The 19,061-nt window shown below is 71.2% G+C and carries 14 protein-coding genes and 4 pseudogenes; 7 read left to right on the forward strand and 11 right to left on the reverse strand.

Annotated features, from left to right (window positions below; all coding sequences use genetic code 11):
* Positions 1–105: 105 nt before the first annotated feature.
* The 3 genes from H8R17_RS32545 to H8R17_RS32555 form a co-directional block, all read right to left on the reverse strand.
* Entirely contained in the window at positions 106–1,470 is a 1,365-nt protein-coding gene (locus H8R17_RS32545; protein WP_187826810.1) for an FAD-dependent oxidoreductase, read from the reverse strand.
* A gap of 154 nt (positions 1,471–1,624) precedes the next feature.
* Positions 1,625–4,375: a SpoIIE family protein phosphatase/ATP-binding protein gene (locus H8R17_RS32550; RefSeq protein WP_187826811.1), complete on the reverse strand. Its 2,751-nt coding sequence runs from the start codon at positions 4,373–4,375 to the stop codon at positions 1,625–1,627.
* Between the two features lie 118 nt (positions 4,376–4,493).
* On the reverse strand, positions 4,494–5,039 hold the full coding sequence (locus H8R17_RS32555) for a hypothetical protein (RefSeq protein ID WP_187826812.1): 546 nt from the start codon (positions 5,037–5,039) through the stop codon (positions 4,494–4,496).
* Between the two features lie 485 nt (positions 5,040–5,524).
* Here H8R17_RS32555 and H8R17_RS32560 point away from each other — a divergent pair, with 485 nt between their 5' ends.
* Both H8R17_RS32560 and H8R17_RS32565 read left to right on the forward strand, forming a co-directional pair.
* Positions 5,525–5,755 (forward strand): DUF397 domain-containing protein, encoded by a 231-nt coding sequence (locus tag H8R17_RS32560; protein ID WP_187826813.1) that lies wholly within the window; start codon positions 5,525–5,527, stop codon positions 5,753–5,755.
* A 118-nt stretch (positions 5,756–5,873) separates the two neighbouring features.
* A complete protein-coding gene (locus H8R17_RS32565; protein ID WP_187826814.1) occupies positions 5,874–6,797 on the forward strand; it encodes a helix-turn-helix transcriptional regulator in 924 nt (307 codons plus the stop codon).
* Positions 6,798–6,844: 47 nt separating this feature from the next.
* On the opposite strand, the gene H8R17_RS32570 is transcribed toward H8R17_RS32565, so the two are convergent.
* Positions 6,845–7,666, reverse strand: coding sequence for an SAM-dependent methyltransferase (locus H8R17_RS32570; protein WP_187826815.1), 822 nt, complete (start codon positions 7,664–7,666; stop codon positions 6,845–6,847).
* A 180-nt stretch (positions 7,667–7,846) separates the two neighbouring features.
* On the opposite strand from H8R17_RS32570, the pseudogene H8R17_RS32575 reads away from it, so the two are divergent.
* Positions 7,847–8,316: pseudogene (locus H8R17_RS32575) on the forward strand (transcriptional regulator); the annotation flags it as partial.
* 440 nt (positions 8,317–8,756) lie between these two features.
* On the opposite strand, the gene H8R17_RS32580 reads toward H8R17_RS32575, so the two are convergent.
* Complete coding sequence (locus tag H8R17_RS32580; protein WP_187826816.1) at positions 8,757–10,154, reverse strand: GH1 family beta-glucosidase; 1,398 nt, start codon at positions 10,152–10,154, stop codon at positions 8,757–8,759.
* A gap of 32 nt (positions 10,155–10,186) precedes the next feature.
* Positions 10,187–10,317 (reverse strand): annotated as a pseudogene (locus tag H8R17_RS47620) (carbohydrate ABC transporter permease); the annotation flags it as partial.
* A 132-nt stretch (positions 10,318–10,449) separates the two neighbouring features.
* On the opposite strand from H8R17_RS47620, the pseudogene H8R17_RS47625 reads away from it, so the two are divergent.
* A pseudogene (locus H8R17_RS47625) lies at positions 10,450–10,896 on the forward strand (hypothetical protein); the annotation flags it as partial.
* Between the two features lie 38 nt (positions 10,897–10,934).
* On the opposite strand, the gene H8R17_RS32590 reads toward H8R17_RS47625, so the two are convergent.
* From H8R17_RS32590 to H8R17_RS32605, 4 genes and pseudogenes are all read right to left on the reverse strand, one after another.
* Positions 10,935–11,609 (reverse strand): bifunctional 2-polyprenyl-6-hydroxyphenol methylase/3-demethylubiquinol 3-O-methyltransferase UbiG, encoded by a 675-nt coding sequence (locus tag H8R17_RS32590; protein WP_187826818.1) that lies wholly within the window; start codon positions 11,607–11,609, stop codon positions 10,935–10,937.
* A 138-nt stretch (positions 11,610–11,747) separates the two neighbouring features.
* Positions 11,748–13,226: a cytochrome P450 gene (locus H8R17_RS32595; protein ID WP_187826819.1), complete on the reverse strand. Its 1,479-nt coding sequence runs from the start codon at positions 13,224–13,226 to the stop codon at positions 11,748–11,750.
* A gap of 228 nt (positions 13,227–13,454) precedes the next feature.
* A complete protein-coding gene (locus H8R17_RS32600; RefSeq protein WP_187826820.1) occupies positions 13,455–13,619 on the reverse strand; it encodes a hypothetical protein in 165 nt (54 codons plus the stop codon).
* A gap of 165 nt (positions 13,620–13,784) precedes the next feature.
* Positions 13,785–14,210, reverse strand: a pseudogene (locus H8R17_RS32605) (class I SAM-dependent methyltransferase); the annotation flags it as partial.
* Positions 14,211–14,263: 53 nt separating this feature from the next.
* Here H8R17_RS32605 and tap point away from each other — a divergent pair.
* From tap to H8R17_RS32620, 3 genes are all read left to right on the forward strand, one after another.
* Positions 14,264–16,513, forward strand: coding sequence for a telomere-associated protein Tap (tap, locus tag H8R17_RS32610; RefSeq protein ID WP_187826821.1), 2,250 nt, complete (start codon positions 14,264–14,266; stop codon positions 16,511–16,513).
* A gap of 6 nt (positions 16,514–16,519) precedes the next feature.
* Positions 16,520–17,077, forward strand: coding sequence for a telomere-protecting terminal protein Tpg (gene tpg / locus H8R17_RS32615; protein ID WP_187826822.1), 558 nt, complete (start codon positions 16,520–16,522; stop codon positions 17,075–17,077).
* 64 nt (positions 17,078–17,141) lie between these two features.
* Entirely contained in the window at positions 17,142–18,158 is a 1,017-nt protein-coding gene (locus tag H8R17_RS32620; RefSeq protein ID WP_187826828.1) for a CehA/McbA family metallohydrolase, read from the forward strand.
* An 86-nt stretch (positions 18,159–18,244) separates the two neighbouring features.
* On the opposite strand, the gene H8R17_RS32625 is transcribed toward H8R17_RS32620, so the two are convergent.
* Positions 18,245–18,793, reverse strand: coding sequence for a hypothetical protein (locus H8R17_RS32625; protein WP_187826823.1), 549 nt, complete (start codon positions 18,791–18,793; stop codon positions 18,245–18,247).
* Between the last annotated feature and the right edge of the window lie 268 nt (positions 18,794–19,061).

The following is a 19,061-nucleotide window of genomic DNA, read 5'->3' on the forward strand; positions in this document are numbered from 1 at the left end:
CGACGGGCCACTTCGGTACCCGACTTCACCCGGAACAACGGGCCCGGCGGCGCTGGCCGCCGGACCCGTCGCACCACGCGGAGCGAACCGCTCACACCTAACGGCTCACGCGCCGCTCTCCCGCAGCATGTCCTCACGCTCGACGATCTTCACGCGCTCACGTCCCTGCGGTTCGCCCAGCGCCTTCTCCGCGGCGTCCAGCTTGTACCAGCCCTCCCAGGTGGTGAAGCGGACCTCGCGCTCGGCGAGGAACGCGTCCACGGTCTCGGGTGCGGGCGAAGCGGGCGTGTGCAGACGGCCGTTCGCGTAGTCGTCCAGCAGGTTGGACACCGTCTCGTTGGCGTCGCCCTTGGTGTGGCCGATCAGACCCACGGGTCCGCGCCGGATCCAGCCGGTGACGTACGTCGACTGCAGGTGCTCACCGCTCTCCTGCACGACCCGGCCCCCCTCGTCCGGCACCGTGCCGGAGTCGATGTCCCAGGGCAGCTTGGGGAGTTTGTCGGAGAGGTAGCCCACCGCGCGGTACACGGCACTGACGTCCCAGTCCTTGAACGTGCCCGTGCCCTTGACGTTGCCGGTGCCGTCGAGTTCGGTGCGCTCGGTGCGCAGGCCGACGACCCTGCCGTCCTCGCCGAGGACCTCCGCCGGCGACTCGAAGAAGTGCAGGAACAGCTTGTGCGGCCGGTCGCCGACATCGCGGATCGCCCAGTTCTCCAGCGTCTTGGCGACCATGTCGGCCTGCTTGTTGCCGCGCCGGGTGGCGATCGAGCCCTCGTCGTAGTCGATGTCCTCCGGGTCGACGATCACCTCGATGTTGGGGGAGTGGTCCAGCTCCCGCAGCTCCATCGGGCTGAACTTCGCCTGCGCCGGGCCGCGGCGGCCGAACACGTGGATCTCCTTGGCCCGGTTGGCCTTCAGGCCCTCGTAGACGTTCGGCGGGATCTCCGTCGGCAGCAGCTCGTCCGCCGTCTTGGCCAGGACGCGCGCGATGTCCAGGGCGACGTTGCCGACGCCGAGCACCGCGACCTTCTCCGCCTCCAGCGGCCAGGTGCGCGGCACGTCCGGGTGACCGTCGTACCAGGAGACGAAGTCCGCGGCGCCGTACGAGCCGTCGAGGGCGATGCCGGGCAGGGACGGCGCCCGGTCGGCCATCGCGCCGGTGGCGAAGATCACTCCGTCGTAGAAGGCGCGCAGATCGTCCAGGCTGATGTCGGTGGGGTAGTCCACGTTGCCGAAGAGACGGATCTGCGGCTTGTCGAGGACCTGGTGCAGGGCCGTGATGATGCCCTTGATCCGCGGGTGGTCGGGCGCGACGCCGTACCGGATCAGCCCGAACGGGGCCGGCATGCGCTCGAAGATGTCGATGGACACACCGGGGGCGGCGGCGACGTCGGACTTGAGCAGAGCGTCGGCGGCGTAGATCCCGGCGGGGCCGGACCCGACGATGGCTACCCGCAGGGGGCGGGGCATGATCAGCTTCCCTTCGAGCGGTGACAGGCGACTCGATCAAGAAGCCTAAACTAAGGCAAGCCTAAGTTGGTACACGGGTCCGGTCTATGAGCTCATAAGCGTGTTTTATGAGCAGCTCAGCGCCGAGCAGTCCCCGCCGCGGACCGCCGCAGGCTCAGGGCAGCGGCTGCTCCGCCCAAATTACCTTCCCGGCCGGCAGATACCGGGTGCCCCAGCGCTCCGCGACCTGCGCCACGAGGAACAGGCCCCGCCCGCCCTCGTCCGTCATCGTCGCGTACCGCAGGTGCGGCGAGGTGCTGCTGCTGTCGAACACCTCGCAGATCAGTTTGCGGTCGCGCAGTATCCGCACCCGGATCGGGGCAACGCCGTAGCGGATCGCGTTGGTGACCAGCTCGCTCAGGATCAGCTCGGTGGTGAACGCCAGCTCGTCCAGCCCCCATATGGCCAGCTGCCGGGTCACCGCCGCCCGCACCTCGGCGACCGCCGACGGGTCGGACGGCACCGGCCACTCGGCGATCTGCTTGGCCGATAGCGCCCGGGTGCGCGCCACGATCAGGGCGATGTCGTCGACGGCCCGGGCCGGAAGCCGGGAGTCGAGGACGACCCGGCAGGTGTCCTCGGGGGAGTCACCGGCCCGTTCCAGCGCCTGCCGCAGCAGCTCCAGACCGACGTCGATGTCCCGCTCCCGGTCCTCGACCAGCCCGTCCGTGTACAGCACCAGCCGGCTGCCCTCGGCCAGCTCCAGCTCGGCCGTCTCGAACGGCAGACCGCCGAGCCCCAGCGGGGGACCGGCGGGTACCTCCGGGAACACCACACTGGCGTCGGGGTGGATCAGCGCCGGCGGCGGATGACCGGCGCGAGCCACCGTGCAGCGCCGGGACACCGGGTCGTACACCGCGTACAGACAGGTCGCCCCGATGACCGGCGCGCTGCCGCCCTTCTCCGTCTCGTCCTGGTCGATGCGGGCCACCAACTCGTCCAGCAGGGCGAGGAGTTCGTCGGGCGGCAGGTCGAGCGCGGAGAAGTTGTGCACCGCGGTGCGCAGCCGCCCCATCGTGGCCGCGGCGTGCAGCCCGTGCCCGACGACATCGCCCACCACGAGCGCCACGCGCGCACCGGACAGCGGCAGAACGTCGAACCAGTCGCCGCCCACGCCGGCCTGCGCGGGCAGATAGCGGTAGGCGACGTCCAGGGCGCCCTGCGCGGGCAGACTGCGGGGCAGCAGACTGCGCTGCAGCGTCACCGCCATGCTGTGCTCGCGCGTGTAGCGGCGCGCGTTGTCGATCGAGACCGCGGCCCGGGCGACCAGCTCCTCCGCCAGCGCCAGCTCGTCCGTGTCGAACGGCTCCGGCTTCTCGGAGCGCAAGAAACTGACCACACCCAGCACCTGCGCGCCGGCCCGCAGCGGCACCGTGATCAGCGAGTGGATGCCGTACTCCATGATCTGCCCGGACCGCTCGAAGTCCTGCGCACGCCAGCCCGGGGCCTCACTGAGCCGCGGCTCCAGCACGGCCTGGCCCGTGGCGAGACTGCGGGCCTGGGGCGAGGAGCCGACGAACCGGATCTTCTCGGCCACGGGATACAGGGGAGCGTCCTTGCGGATCCCGCTCAGTGCCGTACGGCACAGCGCGGCCGCCGCGTCCGGCTGCCCGCCGCTGATCACCGGCTCGAACAGGTCCACCGCCACGAAATCGGCGAACCGCGGCACGGCCAGCTCCGCCAGCTCCTCGGCGGTACGGGTCACATCCAGGCCCGTGCCGATGGCCACCCCGGCGTCGTACAGCATGTTGAGCCGCTCCCGCGCCGCCTCCGCCCGGCCGGACAGGGCCCGCAGCTCCGTGGAGTCGCGCACGGTGGCGACGGAGCCGGGCGGCCCGCCGGCGACGTGGGTCGGCCGCTGGTTGACCGCCAGCAGCCGGTCCCCGACCCGGTGCACCTCGTCCGTCACGACCCGCCCCGACGCCAGCAGGTCTGCGGTCCCCGGGGCGAGACCGAGGTCGAGCACCTGCCGGCCCTCGGCGTCGGCGGGCAGGTCGAGCAGGCGGTGCGCCTCGTCGTTGGCGAGCAGCAGGCTGCCCCCGCCGCCGACGATGACCACTCCCTCCCGTACGGAGTGCAGCACCGCGTCGTGGTGCTCGTACATCCGGGTCATCTCGCGCGGGCCGAGACCGTGGGTCTGGCGCAGCAGCCTTCTGCTGACCAGAGCCGCGCCTGCCATGGCGAGGGCCAGGGCGGCGGCCGCGGCGGCCAGGACGACCGGCAGCTGCCGGTCGACGGCGCCGCCGACGTGCTCGGTCGTGATGCCCGCCGAAACCAGGCCCACCACCGAGCCGTCGGGCGCCTTCACCGGCACCACGGCCTGCACCAGCGGGCCGATCGTCCCGTCGATCTCCTCGGTCAGGGGACGCCCGGCCAGCGCGGGCCCGATGTCCCCGACGAACTTCTTGCCGATGCGGTCCCGCTTCGGGTGGGTGTAGCGGATGCCGTCGGTGTTCATCACGACGACGAAGTCCACCGGGGCCTGCCGCCGGGCTGCCTCCGCCCGTGGCTGGAGCACCCGCGTGGGATCCGGGCTGCGCAGCGCCTCCCGGATGCCGGGCGCGTTGGCGAAGGTCTCGGCGACGGCGAGGGAACGGTTGCGGGCCTCCTTCGTGGTGTCGTGCCGCGCCTGCAGCACCAGCGCCACCACCGCGGCCACGACCAGCAGCAGCACCATCACCACATGCAGTACGAACACCTGACCGGCGACACTGCGCCCACCGAACACGGACCGCAGCCCCGCCGCCGGATGCCACCGCGACAGGCAGGCCCCCCGCCCCGGGAGCGGACCGCGCCGTGCCTTGTCGGCCTCCGTCCCGCGAGCGCTGCCGGACGTGCGCCGCTCGCGCCGCAAGAGTCGGACCATGTGCCAATGTCTACACTGCCAGGCCTCGTGAGGCGAGGGGCGTCACGCAGGGTGGCAGCGGTCCGCCCGACGGCACCCGCCCGGACGGACGGCACGCCGAGCGGCCTGCCGCCGGGCGTCAGTCACCCAGGGAGCGGGCGAGCTCCGTCGTGGCCCGCTCGATCTCGCTGTCCCCGTCGGCCAGCAGCCGCGGCAGGTCGCCGCGCCGGGCACGCACGGCCTGCCGTGCCGCCCGCTCCCACACCACGTGGTTCTCGCGGTGATTGAGCAGCTTCGGATACACGGCGGCGGTGTTCTCCCACTGCCGGGCATCCGCGATGGACTTGAGCAGCTGGATGATCTGCGCCCGGCACGTCACCTTCGGCAGTTGCGCCAGTTCCCACAGGAACGGCACCGTGGCCGCCGTCGCCTGCTCCACGACGAAGCCGTACTGGCAGATGCGCTCCCGCAGATCGGCGAGGGCGGCCCGGGCGGTGTCGGCGTCACCCCACGCTATGCCGTTGAGCAGCAGGGGGATCGCCGCGGCGCAGCCGGTGGAGTCCTTGATCCGGCCCCAGGGCACCTGGCCCACCGCCACGAGCGGCGAAGGCCTGGCTGCGCCGGCCGGGGGCAGGTCACTGTCGGGGCGCTCGGTACACGGCTGCTCGGTCGAAGCGCTGCGCATGGCGGGATGCCTTTCCGCGGCAGTCTGTCAGGTTGGTGGGAGCCCGAGCCGGATCTCCGGCCCGGGTGCGGTCCGGGGCGCCGCGTGCGTCGCGGCGCCGGCGGCCGGCTCGGTGATCACCAGAGCGGCGCCACTTCGCACCTCCGGTTCCCGCACGGGCCGCGCCCCCGTACGCGGCCCGTGCCGGAGCGCGCCCCCGCTGCCGGGCCCACCCGCGAGTGCCACGGCCCTGATCTGCGGCCGGAGCACATTGAGCGCAGGTGACGACACGGCTTCTCCCCGATGCGACGTCAGGAAATGGCGGCAACAACGTGGGTTGACGCCGGGGCTATTATCCACGCTGACGGCGCTCTCGTGCAATTGCACGAGAAATTGCGTGAATTCGAGTGGGGTGGCCGAGGCTCATGGGCCGCGGCCGTCCCCTCTGTACGGCCGGGCACACGCGCCCGCGCACGGCGGGGAACGTGGACAGCAAGGAGACTGCGGTGCCACCAGTACGGAACGGAGTGCAGGCCAGCTCGCTGGACGCCTGCTGGATCAAGAGTCGGCACAGCAACGCCGAGGGCAACTGCGTCGAGGTCGCCGCCCTGGTCGGCGGGGGCATCGCGATGCGCAACTCCCGTGACCCCGACGGCCCCGCGCTCGTCTACACCCCGGCGGAGGTGGCGGCCTTCCTGGCCGGAGCGAAGGACGGAGAGTTCGACCACCTCTTGTGAGGTCCCTTTGAGGCACCGGCGCGGGCTCCAACTGGCCCGTGGCCGACGGGGGATGCGTCGACGCCCGGCGGGGTGCGATAGTGTAAATCGCCCTTGTGCCGGTCTGCTGGGAGTCAGGATGTCTGCCGCGTCACATCGCATCTCCCGTCTGGAACCCTATCTCGACCGGCCCGAGCCCGCTCCGACTCTGCTGAAGATGCTGGTCGGCGTGCAGTTGGCGGGTTTCCGCGAGGATGCGGGGCTGGCGCAGGACCAGGCGGCGCGCGTCGTCGGTTTCAGTGCGGCGAAGCTGTCCCGCATCGAGTCGGGCAAGGGCCGCCGCCCGCCGTCGGAGAGCGACGTGCGCGCGCTGCTGCGGCTGTACGGCACCGAGGAGTACGAGGCCTCCGTGCTGCTCAAACTCCTCCAGCGGGCCGGCGAGCCCGGCTGGTGGCAGCGCTACGACAAGCGGCTGATGCCCGAGTGGTTCGACCGGCTGGTGGGACTGCAGGAGGCGGCCGCCACCATCCGTACCTTCGAGATCCAGTACGTCCCCGGCCTGCTCCAGACACCCGAGTACACCCGCGCCGTGGTGGAGCGCGGCCTGCCGAACGCACCGGCCGCCGAGGTGCGCCGACGCGTCGAACTGCGCACTCGCCGCGCGGAGCTGCTGCTGCGGGCGGACGCCCCGCAACTATGGGCGGTGATCGACGAATCGGTCCTGCTCCGGGTCCTGGGCAGCCGCGAGATCATGCGCGAGCAGCTCGCCCACCTCGTCGACATAACCGGCCGCCCGAACGTGACGGTGCAGATCGTACCGCTGGACGTCACCAACGCCTCGGCGCCCGCGATCCCCGTCACCTATCTGCGCTTCGGCGGCCTCGACCTGCCCGACGTGGTCTACCTGGAGCACATCAGGAGCGCGAACTTCCTGGAGGACCGGGACGAGACGGAGGAGTACCGGCTCGCGCTGGACCGGCTCGGCGACGAGGCCCTCACCCCGCGCGAGTCCCTGGACCTGCTGCGCAACACGATGAAGAGCCGCTACACCGCGGCCACTTGAGTACCGGGCGGCCCATCGCGCGGGGCGCCCGGAACCCCTTGGGCGGGTCAGCCGACCGGGATCCGCCCCACGCCGCCGAACTCGATCCACTCGTGCGTGAGCTGACGGGGCGCCACCTCCGAGTCCGGACGCCAGGTGGACACCTCCACCAGACCCGGCTCCAGGATCTCGAGCCCCCCGAACAACTCGGCCACGTCCTTCTGCTCACGCACCCGGCCCCAATGCCCCTGCGTGGCCTGGTCCATGAAGTTGGTGACGAATTCGCGGACCTCGGGATCCTCGCTGACCAGCTGGCACATCACCAGAACGCTGCCCGGCACCAGCCGCTCCCGCACCTGGCGCACCACCGCGAGCGGACCGTCGGTGTCGCTGTCCGGGATGCAGTGGAACACCGAGTTGAACAGCACGCACACCGGCTGCGAGAAGTCGATGAGCCGCTCGGTCTCGGGGTGCATGAAGATCACGTCGGTGTCGCGCATGTCGGCCTGGATGACGGCGGTGCGCTCATCCTGTTCGAGCAGCGCGCGGCCGTGCACCAGCACCATCGGGTCGTTGTCGACGTACACCACGTGCGTGCCCGGGCCGATCTGCTGGGCGACCTGGTGCACGTTGTCCTGGGTCGGCAGCCCTGATCCGTGGTCCAGGAACTGGCGGATGCCGTACTCCTCGGCGAGCGTCCGGACGACCCGCTGCAGGAAGCGCCGGTTGTTCACGGCGAGGCGGCGCGTGCTGGGCACGACCTTGTCGAGCTCCTCGCACGCCGCCCGGTCAGCCGCGTAGTTGTCCTTGCCGCCCAGATAGTGGTCGTACATGCGCGCGGCCGTCGGCACGGTGGCGTCGATCTGTGTGGACAGCTTGTCGGTGTGCATCGTTCCCCCAGCGAAGTGCCGCGCCAACTGGACTGGCCTGACAGGGAGTCCATCCTAGAGATCCCGGCTCCACCGGTGCCAGCCCACCGACGAACCGTTCCCCCTTCGAGGACCTGCGCGAACGGGGCCGGGCCCGTCGCCGGCGCCACGGGTGGCCGGGCGCGGCACGTCGCATACCGCTTCGTCACCGAATGGGGCAAGACCAGCAGCGGTCAGGTGGGGCGCCCCGGCACGGTCCTGAAGGTGGCCCGGACCGGTCCGGCCGGGCTCGGCATCGAGATTCACATCGACTACGTCGCCGTGTGCGCCGTCGACCTGGCGGGCACGGCCCGGGTCCGGCTGGTCGAGCACGTCGACAACCGCGGCACGCCGCCCTCGGAGGTACGGCGCGTGCGGCCGGGCTCGCGACCCGCGCCATCGCCTCGGCGGCCGAACAGGAGCTGACGCCGGTCGGCGCGCACGTCGCCCTGCCCGGCCTGGTCAGCGGGGGCACCGTGCGCCAGGCCCCCAACCTCGGCTGGACGCGGGTCGCCGTGGAGGGCCTGTTCGCGCAGGCCCTCTCCGCGCTGCGCCCCACCCGCCGGGCCCTGCCGGTCAGCTCCGACAACGAGGCCAACGTGGCCGCCCTCGCGGAGCTGTGGTTCGGAGCCCGAGGATGTGCGCAGCGCCCCGGCGTTCCGGTCGCGGGGTGGGTTGCCGATCCGGCGCCCGGCCGGAGGCGGCGGCTGCCGGTCTGCAGCCCGGTACGCTCCGCCGACCACCGCTCCGCAGCGGGAGCACGGGGCCGCCCACCCACGGCGTCGACGCGCTCCGACGGCCTGTCGCTCGCAACAGGCCTAGCGGTCAGCCTGTGCTCTTCCGGCGGCATCGGTTGGCTCGCCGTGCCGGCAGCGGTGCCCGGCCCGCCGATCCGGCACCACCGGTCGGCACCCGCCCCGGCGCCATCGGGTGACCCCGGAATTCCTGCATCACCCGTCGGCGTGCCGCCAGTTCCCTCCTCGACGCCCCACCGCCCCGCAGCATCGGGCGGCGCAGTACGGCCCGGCGGCTCCGCCTGCGGCGTCTCACCGCCCTTCACCCGCTCCCGCGGCTACCGCCCCTGCGCGGCGATCATCCCCTTGTACCAGCGGAAGCTGTCCTTCGGCGTGCGCTCCTGGCTGTCGTAGTCGACCCGCACGATCCCGAACCGCTTGTCGAAGCCGAAGGCCCACTCGAAGTTGTCCAGCAGCGACCACACGTAGTAGCCGCGGACGTCCACCCCGGCGTCCATGGCGGCGCGCAGCGCTGTCAGGTGGTCGCGCAGGTAGGCGACCCGGTCGGGGTCGTGCACGGCGCCGTCCGCGCTCACCTCGTCGTGCTCCGCGGAGCCGTTCTCGGTGATGTGGACCGGCGGCAGGGCGTCGCCGTACTGCTCCTTGAGCCGGACCAGCAGGTCGGTGAAGGTGCCGGGTGCGACGGGCCAGCCCATTGCGGTGTGCCGGACGCCGGGCAGCCGCACCTCCTCGTAGCGGTTGTCGGTCGCCACGCGCCGCGCAGGGTCGCTCTCGCGCCAGGGGGCGTCGGCGACGACGATCGGGCGGTAGTAGTTGACGCCGAGGAAGTCCAGCGGCTGGGAGATCAGGGCCAGGTCGCCGTCCCGCCGGAAGTCCTGTCCGGCGATCAGCTCGCCCCAGGTCTCCTCCTCGGTGGCCGGGTAGCGGCCCGCGAGGATCGGCTCGGTCCACACCAGGTTGTGCTGGGTGTCGGCGCGCACGACGGCCGCGAGGTCGGCGGGGGAGTCGCTGGCCGGCAGGTTGTGGTCGAGGTTGAGCGTGATGCCCACCTCGCGCACCCCGGCCGCCCGCAGCGCCGGCACCGCGAGACCGTGGCCGACCAGCAGATGGTGGGCCGCGGCCAGCGCGCCCCGGCCCTCGCGCGCGCCGGGCGCGTGCCGTCCGACGGAGTAGCCGAGGAAGGCGCTGCACCACGGCTCGTTGAGAGTGATCCAGCGCGGCACCCGGTCGCCCAGGTGCTCCGCCACGACCGCCGCGTACGCGGCGAACCGCTCCGCGGTCTCCCGCACCCGCCAGCCGCCCCGGTCCTCCAGGGCCTGCGGAAGGTCCCAGTGGTAGAGCGTGGCGGCCGGTTCGATGCCCGCCGCGAGCAGCTCGTCGACCAGCCGGGAGTAGAAGTCCAGCCCCTTGGGGTTCACCGGACCCGACCCGTCGGGCACGATCCGCGGCCAGGCGATCGAGAAGCGGTACGAGTCCACGCCCAGGTCCCGCAGCAGCGCCACGTCCTGCGGATAGCGGTGGTAGTGGTCGCAGGCGACGTCACCGGTGTCGCCGTTCGCCACCAGACCGGGGGTGCGGCTGTAGGTGTCCCAGATCGACGGGCCGCGGCCGTCCTCCCGCGCCGCGCCCTCGATCTGGTACGAGGCGGTCGCGGCGCCGAAGACGAAGCCGGGCGGGAACCGGGGAAACTGGGGGAGCTCGGAAGAGTCGACCATGTGCGGGGCTCCTGAGGTCACTTGACGTGTATTCACTTGACGGATCCGCCGGTGATCGCGGCGGCGATGTACTTCTGGGCGAGGACGAGGAGGACGCGGCCGGGATCGCGGACAGCACGGATGCCGCCATCACCGAGCCCCAGTCGCCCACGTGCGCGCCGATGTCGTACGGCCACCCCGGGCGCTGAAGGGCGGCCGTACGGCGGTGACCACGCCGGTCTCCGTCTGGCCATCGGGCACCGACTCGCGCGGCCGATCCGCGCATCCCACGGCCGGGCACGCTGACCGGACCGTCAACAACACCTGCCGCGACATCCTCGCCATCGCGGCGGCCATGCTGGACGGCGAACTCGCCTACCGCAAGGGTGATCACGACGAGGCCTTCGCCGCCCTGCAGAGGTCGATCGAACTCGACGACAGCCTTCCCTACGACGAGCCCTGGGGCTGCATGCAGCCCACCCGCCACGCCTACGGCGCCCTGCTGCTGGAACAGGGCCGCGTCGAGGAGGCCGAGGCGGTCTACCGGGCGGACCTCGGTCTCGACGACACGTTGCCCCGCCCTCTCCAGCACCCGGGCAACGTCTGGGCGTTGCACGGATTCCACGAGTGCGTGACCCGGCTCGGGAGGACCGGCGAGGCCGCCATCGTGGCCCAACAGCTCAAACTGGCCGCCGCGTCGGCCGACGTACCCATTCACGCGTCTTGCTTCTGCCGCCTGCGGCCGACTGCCACTGCCACTGCCACTGCCACTGCCACTGAGGCGCACAGACGACCGGTCAGTCATCCCTCACGCCGGCAGTACAGGTACAGATGGGGCTCGGGCTCGGCCTGCGGGTGGGGAGCCGTGAACATCACGTCCTCCTGTGCCACCACTGTCAGCCCGGCCCCGCTCACCATCGCGACGAAGTCCTCGGCGGCGAAGCTGGTCACCCGTACCGGCTGCCCCATAAAGACACCCTCGACGTCCTCCCAGTCCACAGACACCGTGGCGAAGACGACATGACCCCCGGGCCGCACCGCCCGTGCCAGCCGCCGCACGAGATCGGTCTGCTCCCGCCGCGACATCTGCAGCAGCGAGAAAAACGCGCACGCCGCGTCGAAGGCCCCGTCGTCGAGCGGCACTTCGCGGATGTCGAAACAGGCGAAGGAGGCCTCCGGCACCTGCCGCCGGGCGAGCTCCACCATGACGGGGGAGACGTCGATCCCCGTCACGTCGTGCCCGGCTGCGGCAAGCGTGGCCGCCGTCGGCCGCCCCGTCCCGCTGCCCACGTCCAGCACCCGGCTGCCCTGCCAGAGCCGGCCGAGCAGCCAGTCCAGCGACGCCCGGTGCGCCTCGGATCCGCCGAACGCCTTCTCGTACTCCGCGCCCAACGCGTCGAACGCCTCGGCCGCCGGCGCCCTGCGCGTCTCGTGGCCCACGATGCACCCCCGTTCCCGCAGTCCGGTCACGGTCATCGTTCCACCCTGCCCAGCGCCCCACAACGACCCCTCCGCGACACCGAGTCCGCGCCCGGCCGCCCCCTTCCGACTGCTGCGGGCAGAAGCCGAAGGGAGGCTCACTTCCGCGGGGTCTGTCGCCGCCGCGCGGACAGTTCAGCCGCTGGGCGTCGGGCTTGCGGCGCCGGGGTCGCGACGCGCCGTGCCGATGCCTGCCGAATCCCTGGACGCGGTTTGTCGGCGGAAGGACATGGTGAGTTGGTCGGGTTTGACGGTGACGACGGCCTGCGGGCGTGGTGACCGCGAGGTGAGAGTGAAGGCGGGCCAGGTGCGCAGGATCGTCGCGAGGATGATCTGCAGTTCGGTCCAGGCGAAGTTCTCGCCGATGCACTTGCGGCGCCCGTCGCCGAAGGCGAGGAAGGAACCGCGTGTGGCGGCGATGGATTCGGGCGTCCAGCGGTCCGGGTCGAAGACGTCGGGATGGTCGAAGACATCCGGGTCGTGCTGGTGCAGGTACGGACTCCAGACGACGTCGGCGCCCTGCGGTATCCGGTGGCCGCCGAGGTCGATGTCGCGGGTGGCGGTCCGGGTGACCAGCCAGGCCGGCCCGTACTTGCGGATGGCCTCCTGCAGCACCCGGCGCGCGAAGGTGAGCTGATCGAGGTCGGTATGGCGCAGGGGCCGGTCCTGACAGACCGCGGCGAGCTCCTCCCGCAGCCGCTGTTCGACCTGTGGGTTGCGGGTGATCTCGTACAGCGTCCAGGCGAGCGTGGTGCCCGTGGTTTCGATGGCGCCGGTGAGCAGGGTAATGGCTTCGTCCTGCAACTGCTGGCGGGTCAGGGGGTCCTCGGCGGTCAGCAGGGTGTCGAACAGTCCGGTCTGCGCCTGGGATGTCGCGGCCGCATGGGGACACCCGGCGGCGACCGCAGGCGTATCGGCCTCGGTGGCGGAGCTGTCGCCCCCGGTTCGCTCGGCACGGTGGTCGATGGCCTGGTCGATGAGCGCGCGCAGGCGGGCGACACGTTCGGCATGGGCGCGGTTGGCGGGCAGGGGAAGCCGGGTGATCCAGGGCGGCAGGATCGTCTGCCGGATGGTCCCCTTCATGATCGCCGGCATCAGCGAGATGAACTCGCCGGCCAGATGCTCGGGCAGGTCCGCACCGAACAGCGCGGTGAGGAAGGCCGCGAGGGTGACCTCGTTCATGTCGGCGTACACGTCGCGCTGTTGCCCCTCGGGCCAGGTCGCGACCATGGACCGCACCTGCTCGACCATCGCGTCGCCCCGCTCGGCGATGTGCGCCTTGTTGAACATGGGCTGCATCAGCCGCCGGTTGCGCAGATGCGCGTCGCCGTCGGCGATCGTCGCGAGCCCGTCACCGAAGAAGAGACGCAACGCGTCGATGATGCGGCCGCCCTTGGCGAAGTGCGCGGCGTCGGTGACCAGGACCTTGCGGGTGAGCGCGGGTTCGGTGACCACGTAGGCGGGCGTGGGCCCGATACGTATGCGGACGACGCTGCCGTGATCCCGCAGCGAGGTAATGAACTCCAGGGGACTACGGGCGAGTTGAAGTCCATGCCCGATCAGGGGCAGTCCGTTGGGGGCAGTGGGGGTGGGCGGCGTCGCGGGAGCGCTCATGGAGGTCCACTCCTTGTGGGGGACGTGGTCAAACGCCCCATGCATGCCCATGTCACAGCTGTGGGATGCGGGGCGACAGTGATCTGTGGATCACATTCGCCGCGGCCGAGTGGGCCGCGTTTCCGCAACGGCGGTCGGCTGATCCCACGTTGACTGCGCAGCGGCCCGAACCGGCTTTCGGGCAGGTCTTCAGGGTGTGTGAGCCAGTAGCGGGCGCCAGCCCCCGCATCAGCCGGGTATCAACACCCGGTAGTCGTCAGCCAAACCGCGGAAGAAGAGATGTGCCCGGCCCGCACCGTCGCGCCAGATGACCCGGCGGGGCGGACCGAACCCGCCGTCGCCCTCGCCCAGGAGGGAGGTGATCCCCCACAACAGGCCGACCGGCAGTCCCACCGGTCACCACAGCGCCCACCACACCAGGCGGCCCCGATAGCCCCGCAAGGCAGGAACCGTGACCGGCTCCACGGTCCACCGCACCCGGCCGAAGCGCACAAAGCGGCGACGCCGCAACGTGATCCGCCCGAGCAGCGCGCCGGACGGATCCCCGACACGATAGACGGCAGGGTCCCTGCTCAGCCGAAAAACCAGAAGCCCGCCAGGCCGCAGCGCTTCGTAGGGGCCTCGAAGCGTCTTCTGCCACGACTGCGGATCAACGATGGCCTGGGCGACGTTCCCCGTCATCGTCGCAAGGTCAACCTGGAGCGGCGGGAGGGCTGTCAGATCACAGCAGATCCAGCGCACCCGCTCGCTGCCCGGTTTGGCCCGAGCGACATCGATGGATGCCTGGACGGGATCGACGCCGGCGACCTCGATCCCGCGATCAGCCAGGAGGAGGGCGAACACCCCTGTCCCGCAGCCGATGTCCAGCACTCGATGCGCTCTGAACTCTTCCGCCGAACGTATGCAGAGCCGGACTTCAGGAGCTACTCGGTTTCCGCGTCCCTCATCGTCAACCTTCGACGACGCGCGCGAGATGTACCCCAGTCGTACGCAATCCGTACGCTTCGCAAGGTAGGGTATCGACGGGAGGTGCCTTCGTGTCCGAGCTGTTCGACCGGATCGATGCGCTGGTCGCGTCGCGAGCCGCGCTGCCGCCGCCCGCGGAGCGCAAGCGGCTGCGTCAGGCGCACGGCCTGACCCTGGACGAGGTGGCCGAGGCCCTGGGCGTGCGCCGGGCCACGGTGAGCGGCTGGGAGTCGGGCAAGACCGAGCCACGGCCACCGGAGCGCGAGGCGTACGCGCGGCTGCTGAACAAACTCGCGGAGCTCTACCCCGCCCCCACCAACTCGACAGCGCCCGCGAAGGACACACCGGCGCCCGAGATGTTCACCGGTACGCCCGCCCCAGTACCGGAAGCGCGGACTGCGGCCGCACCACCACCCTCCGAGGAGGCGGCCACGGCTGCTCCCGAAAGCACCGAGCCCCGTCCCGCCACGACGCCCATCACCCCAGCGGCCCCGGCCGCCGCATCGCGTCCGGCGCGCACGAGCACTGCCGGGCCACCGATGACCTCGCGCCGTGCGGGCGAGAAGAAGGCCGCCCCGGCGGCCGGTACCGGCCCGCGTTTCGCCGACGGGCCGCTCGCGGTCGTCGACGTCGACGTCGACGGCCAGGTTCTCGCGTACTGCGTCGGCGGCCTGGTCCTGGACGTGCCCGCCAAGTCCCTGCGGGCCCTGGTGGAGTGGACGCTGGGGGAGGCCAGGCTCGGACAGCCGAAGCTCGTCGGGCCGGGCAAGGACGCCGACCCCCTGCTCGTGCTCACCGAGGCCGCGTGTGAGCGCTACGGCCTGCCGGTCACCCTCACCGACGAAGAGCGCCTTGCGGGGCGGCTGCCGGAGGGCCACAAGATCATCAAGCAACTCGCCCGCGCTGACTGGAAGTTGACGAAGCGCGGGTTCGGGCCGTGGGCGAGGATCTACCGCCCGGCGCAGGGCTCGGAGCGCTCGTGCGTGCAACTGTGCATCCCGTCGTGGAACGCGCTCGACGCCCGGCACTGGTCTGACGCCGGGCAGCTGCCGCCGGCGGACCTCGCCAGGCTGCTGGGCACGTACGCGGAGCGGGTGATGACGCCGCGCGGTTCGACCGCGGTGACCGGCCTGGAGCTGATGACGGCCTTCCATCCGCCGACCCGCGCGTCCGAGCCGGACGAGCACGGCGTCCGGCACAGCGAGCACAACCCCGGCTCGCTGGGGAAGGACCCGGTCGACCCGGCGCCGTGCGAGGCCCCCGACGGGCACCCGCTGCTCAAGGAACTGCCGCGCTTCCACCAGCGCACCCCGGCTGAGGTCCTGGTGGAGGAGGCGTACGACTGGGCGCGCCCGCTGACCGACGCCGAATGCGCGACGCGGTTCCTGGTCGGCATCGACGTCAACATGGCCTTCGCCGCCGGCGCCAACGGCCTGGTCGTCGGCCTCGGCGCACCGGCGCACGTCAACCAGCCGGTGTTCGACCCGAAACTCCCCGGTTCGTGGCTGGTCGACTTGAGTCACGTCGACCTGTCCCGGGTGAAGGCCGGCAAGCAGTGGGTGGCGCTGGACGGCGAGCTGCTGCCCAGCCCGTTCACCCCGACCGGGGACCTCCCCGCAGGCCCGGCCTGGTACGCGACACCGACCGTCGCCTACGCGGTGGAGCTCGGCTACGACGTCGCCCCGGTCGAGGCCTGGGTCCGCTACGACAACAGCCGCTACCTGGACGCCTGGTACAACCGCCTGCGCGACGCGTACGTCGCCACCATGGCCGACCTCGGCGTGCCCGCCGACCTGGACCCGGCCGACTTCCTCGCGGCGATGGACGGCTACCAGGGCCGCGACCCTCAGCTGGCGATCGTGGTGTCCGCGATCAAGGCGACGGTCAAGGGCGGCATCGGCAAGCTGCGCGAGCGTCCGCGTGGCAGTGGCTGGAAGCCGGGGGAGCCGTGGCCGGCTCTGCGGCGTCCGACGTGGCGGCCGGACATCCGTGCCGCGGTCATCTCCCGCACGCGCGTCAACATGCACCGCAAGATCATCAAGCACGCCGCGTTCACCGGCCAGTACCCGGTCGCGATCCTCTCGGACTGTGCAGTGTACGCGGCCGACGGCCCGAGCCCGCTGGATTTCCTGCCCTACCGGGACGGCAAGCCGCTGCCGGGCGGCTGGCGGCTGGGCGTGAACCCGGGGATGATCAAGCACGAGGGCACCCAGACCGTGCTGTGGGGCGAGGGCGTGCGCGAGCAGTTCGACGCCCCGGAACTCAACCTCGCCCGGTACATCAAGACCGGCGAGGTCACGAACCAGGACGGCGGGGAGTAGCAGCCGATGAGCGTGTTCGGAAACGGCCTGGACAAGGCGGTGCAGAAGGCGTTCACCCGCCCGGCCCCCCAGAGCGCGGGCGCGCAGATGCGGTATCTGGTCCGGCAGCTCAAGGGCACGAGGCCGGTCGCCGAACTGCTCGGAGTCTCCCAGCGCCAGGTGGAGCGCTACGTGGCCGGCCAGGCCAAGAAGCCCCGCCCGGACCTCGCAGCCCGTCTGGAGGCCGAGGTGAAGAGGCGGTGGCAGCCGCAGGTCCGTGCGAGGGCGCGGGTGCGGGCCGCGACCACCGACGGCATCGTCATCGACACTCGTGCCCGGATCGGCTACACCGCCCCCGTCGGCACGACCGACGACGCCCGGCTCCGGCACCTGACCGTGGCCCTGCCGCCTCAATACGCCGCCCGCCTCTTCGATGCCCAGGAGCGCGGCGCCACCGACCAGCAGTTGCAGAACATCGCCGCCGAAGGGCTCAAGCAGGTGTACTTCCAGGACGGCGGCCGCCGCGCCGGCAACCTGGAGGAAGTCCGCTTCACCGACATCGAGCACCTCGAGTTCGACCTTTAGACGTCCGTGGACGCGCTGCTGTGACTGAGAAGTCCTGTCACGGAACTAGGCTGCTGCAATGGCTATGGGCGACGAAGTGGGAAGAGAGCTTCCGGCCTCTCGGTTCCCCCGACGCGGGTGGCCGATCGGGGGGCGCGGCTGGTACCGGGGCGACTGCCATGTGCATTCGGTGTCCTCGAACGGCGGCGAGTTGACGCCGGCCCAGCTTGTGGCGGGTGCCCGTGCGGCGGGGCTGGATTTCCTCGCGACCACCGAGCACAACACTGCCGCGACGCACGGCGCCTGGAGCCGGCACGCCGGCGACGATCTATTGGTGATCCTGGGGCAGGAGGTCGTCACGCGGACCGGACACTGGCTCGCGCTGGGGCTCCGCCCAGGTCAGGTGGTCGACTGGCGCTATGGCGTGCGGGACAACGCGGTCGACCGGCATCTGGACGAGGTGCATCGGGCCGGTGGCCTCGGCGTGGCGGCTCATCCGCATGCGCCGTACCTCTCGGGCACGTTCATGTATCCCTATCAGGGCTTCGACGTGGTCGAGGTGTGGAACGGGCTGTGGAGTTCGGAAGTGCCGTGGCAGGCGGACAACGAGGCGGCCGTGGCCGAGTGGGGACGCGGTCTGACCGCGGAGGTCCACCAGGGTCGGTGGCGGCCCGCGGTAGGGAACAGCGACACCCACCTGGAGGGCCAGATCGGCAGCCCGCACACCGTCGTACTGGCTGACGAGCTGAGCGTCGACGCGATCCTCGCCGGTATCCGCGCCGGCCACAGCTGGATCGCCGCATCGGACGCCGTCGAGCTGTCGTTCACCGCCTCTGCCGGTGATCACAATGCCGGGATCGGTGAGCGGTTGAAGACCGGCGACAAGCAGGCCGTGGTGCGAGTCGACCTAGCTGGCGTGCCCGGCGGCACGGTCAGCCTCCACACCGAGAAGGGAAGAGCGCACGGCGCATCATGGTCCGACACGGGGTCAGGCACCGTGGAATGGCACATCAGCGCTGAGGAGTCGGCGTTCGTTCGCACCGAAGTCCGCGATGCGAAAGGCCACATGGCAGTGCTCAGCAACCCGATCATCCTGGCCTAACAGCAGATCGAGCACACGACCGTTGTCCCCGAGGACATCTTCACGGCGCATCACATCACCAGTGCACAGGTTCTCCGACACGGCACCTAGGCCGGCAGGTCGAGGCCGGCGATGCCGTCGGGAGTGGTCACGTACACGTGTTGGCTGTCGACCACGGACCGGTACTCCATCAGGACCCGCGAGTCGGGGAAGATCAGCACCCGACTTCGGGGTGCCGTGCCGGTCCACGACGTCCTTCTTGTCGCCGAGGAAGGCGTAGATGAGGCCCTCGTGGACGGTGGGGGTGCCGTAGTTCCCACGCCGTGGACCACGACCGTCCATACCTTGGATCCGTCGATGCGGTCGACAGCCCTGAGCGCGTTGTCGGACGGGCAGACGACCAGGCTCCTGGAGCCGGCGCCGTCGGCCGGGACGACCGCGGTACCATTGAAGTGGGCGGGCCGCCTGTTGGCGGATTTCGTCTCGAACCCCGACAGCCGTGTTCCGTCCCCTACACCGAGGGTGACGAGCAACCCGGAGGTACGGTCCTCGGCGTGCTCCGCCCGCACCACCTTCACCGCCAGCCGCTCGCCGGCGGGCGACTGGCCAGGTACCCTCACCCACGCCGCCGGCACCGAGCCGGCCCAGGACTCCATACCGTCCGATCCACCGGGGATCCGTCTCACGTAACGCAGGCACTCCGTACCCCCCTGGTCGCTCGTGCGATACGTGCGGCCGCTGAAGGGAAGGGTATACGCCGGGTACGCCCCGAGGCAGCGGTCGCTCATGCGCCTGGAACACGCGCTCCTGACGGGCCTGACGTTTCACCATCGGGGGGCCTAGTAGACTGTCGCGGCTAATATTTGGGATAAAGGTGACGCAGTTTGATGCGTGCATCGTGGGTGGTGAACTGCCAGTCCACCT

The organism is Streptomyces sp. TRM68367 (genome assembly GCF_014495685.1).
Classification (GTDB): domain Bacteria; phylum Actinomycetota; class Actinomycetes; order Streptomycetales; family Streptomycetaceae; genus Streptomyces.